Raw genomic sequence first — 1,973 nt, forward strand, 5'->3', positions numbered from 1 at the left:
GCCGGGTAGCCCGGGGGGATTTCGCCCCCGGGCCCCCACAGAACGCAGCGTAACAGTCTCCCGTTACTGCGCTCGTCCCACCCAGTCCTTCAGAAACTGGTGCACCACGCCCAGTGGGCGAACAGGCGAGGCTGTTTACAAATCAGCCCATTCCACCATCTTTTGGCCTTCTTGAACGACCTGAGACGTTTGAACTTCCGTCGAGCCCATCGCACCAGGTAGGTGTTGATGCGTTGCAGTAAGCGGTACAGCTCGGAGCGGTAGAACTCCCCGTAGTAGTTCACCCAGCCACGAATGACCGGATTCAGCCACGCCGCGAGCGTCGCGATGTCATCGGTCGTGCGCAGGTGGATCCGCCACCGGCGGACCACTCCCCCCATCTTCTTGAGGGCGTCCCGACTCACCGCCGGCTGGAAGCTGGAGAACGTCCGCCCGCCCTTCCCACGGGCGCCTCTCGCCCGGAACGTGTAGCCGAGGAACGAGAACGACGTGTTGCCATACGCCTCACGTCGGTTTTCGTCTTGGCAGTAGACGATCCGGGTCTTGTCGGGGTGCAGGTGCAGCCCGCTCTCCTTCATGCGCTCCGCCAGCTTGACCCGCACGTACCGGGCCTGCTTTTCGGTCACACAGTGCACGACCGCGTCGTCGGCAAACCTCTCGAACGGCAGGGTCGGAAACTCCCGCCCCATCCAGGCGTCAAAGGCATAATGCAAGAACAGGTTGGCCAGCACGGGTGACACCGCGGATCCCTGCGGGGTACCTCGGTCCCGCTCGACCGTCCTGCCATCGGGCCATACCGTCGGGGCTTTCAGCCACCGCCGGACGTAGATCACCACCCATTTTTGCTCAGGGGTGGTGTTCGCCTCCACCGCTTTGACCACAAGGTCGTGATCGACGGAGTCGAAGAACAGGGAAATGTCAAACTCAAGCACCCAGTCCATCCGCCAGCACCGCTCGCGGCACTTTCCGACCGCCATCAACGGCGACCGCCCCGGCCTATACCCATACGAGTCGTTATGAAAGATCGACTCCGTGCGGGGTTGCAGCGTAAGGGCGACCACGGTCTGGGCAACCCGGTCGGCCACGGTGGGTACACCTAAGATCCTCGACCCTTGGCCATGCGGCTTCGGTATCTCCACAGCCCGCACCGGGGGCGGGAAGTAGCTCCCCGAGGACATCCGCACCCAGACCTTGTACAGATTGTTCTCAAGGTCCTTCTCGAAGTCCTCGATGGACTGCCCGTCGACCCCGGCAGCTCCCTTGTTTAGCCGGACCTGCTGATACGCCTCCCACACGGTCCACTTGGAAATCACATACGGTCTCTGTTTCGGACCTGACTTGTTCACTCGTCTCCTCCCAGGCATACGCCTGGTTGCTCGAAGAACTCGCCTGGATGAGCCAGCCCCTTCGCTCTACCCCCATTACAGGGGCTTCATCACTACTACGGGCTGGTCCGCCGGGCTGGCACGCGACGGTACTCGACGCCTATCCGGTTGCAGCCGTTCAGCGCACTCCCTCTTGCCGACCTGGGACACGGGTCGGACGGTTTCGGCCAGCACCTTCCCCTGTTCCACACGGACGCCGCAGACCAGGCTCACGCCACCTGCATGCCGGACACCGCCTAGCCAATAAGTGGGCACCCGCCAGGCTCATCCCGGAGCCACACTAACACCCCGGTTTCGATGTCTCCCTATCACGTTTCGACACGTCAGCGGTGGTTCACTTTCGTTCGTCTTCCTGGTCCCCGCCTGACGGTTCTTACACCGCCTTTTCCCCGACGCTCGGCACGACAAGTCTTCAGCTAACGCACCTCGGGGTGGCTAGGCGCCTCCCCCCACAGGGCGACGCCGGAGGGCCGCCGGCCCCTCGTACCAAGAGGGGACCGGTCCTCCATCATCCGTGCAGCACGCACGTGTCAAGAAATTTGCCCGCCTACCTTCAGACGGCTCCTTTCTACGCGCTTCAGGGCGCAA

1 protein-coding gene is annotated in these 1,973 nt (G+C 62.9%); it reads right to left on the reverse strand.

All coding sequences use genetic code 11. The features are described from left to right. Positions 1-89 precede the first annotated feature (89 nt). On the reverse strand, positions 90-1,364 hold the full coding sequence (ltrA, locus tag NBX02_RS13510; RefSeq protein ID WP_445548416.1) for a group II intron reverse transcriptase/maturase: 1,275 nt from the start codon (positions 1,362-1,364) through the stop codon (positions 90-92). Positions 1,365-1,973: the final 609 nt, after the last annotated feature.

Source organism: Protofrankia sp. CiP1_Cm_nod1, assembly GCF_920888515.1.
Classification (GTDB): Bacteria; Actinomycetota; Actinomycetes; order Frankiales; family Frankiaceae; genus Protofrankia.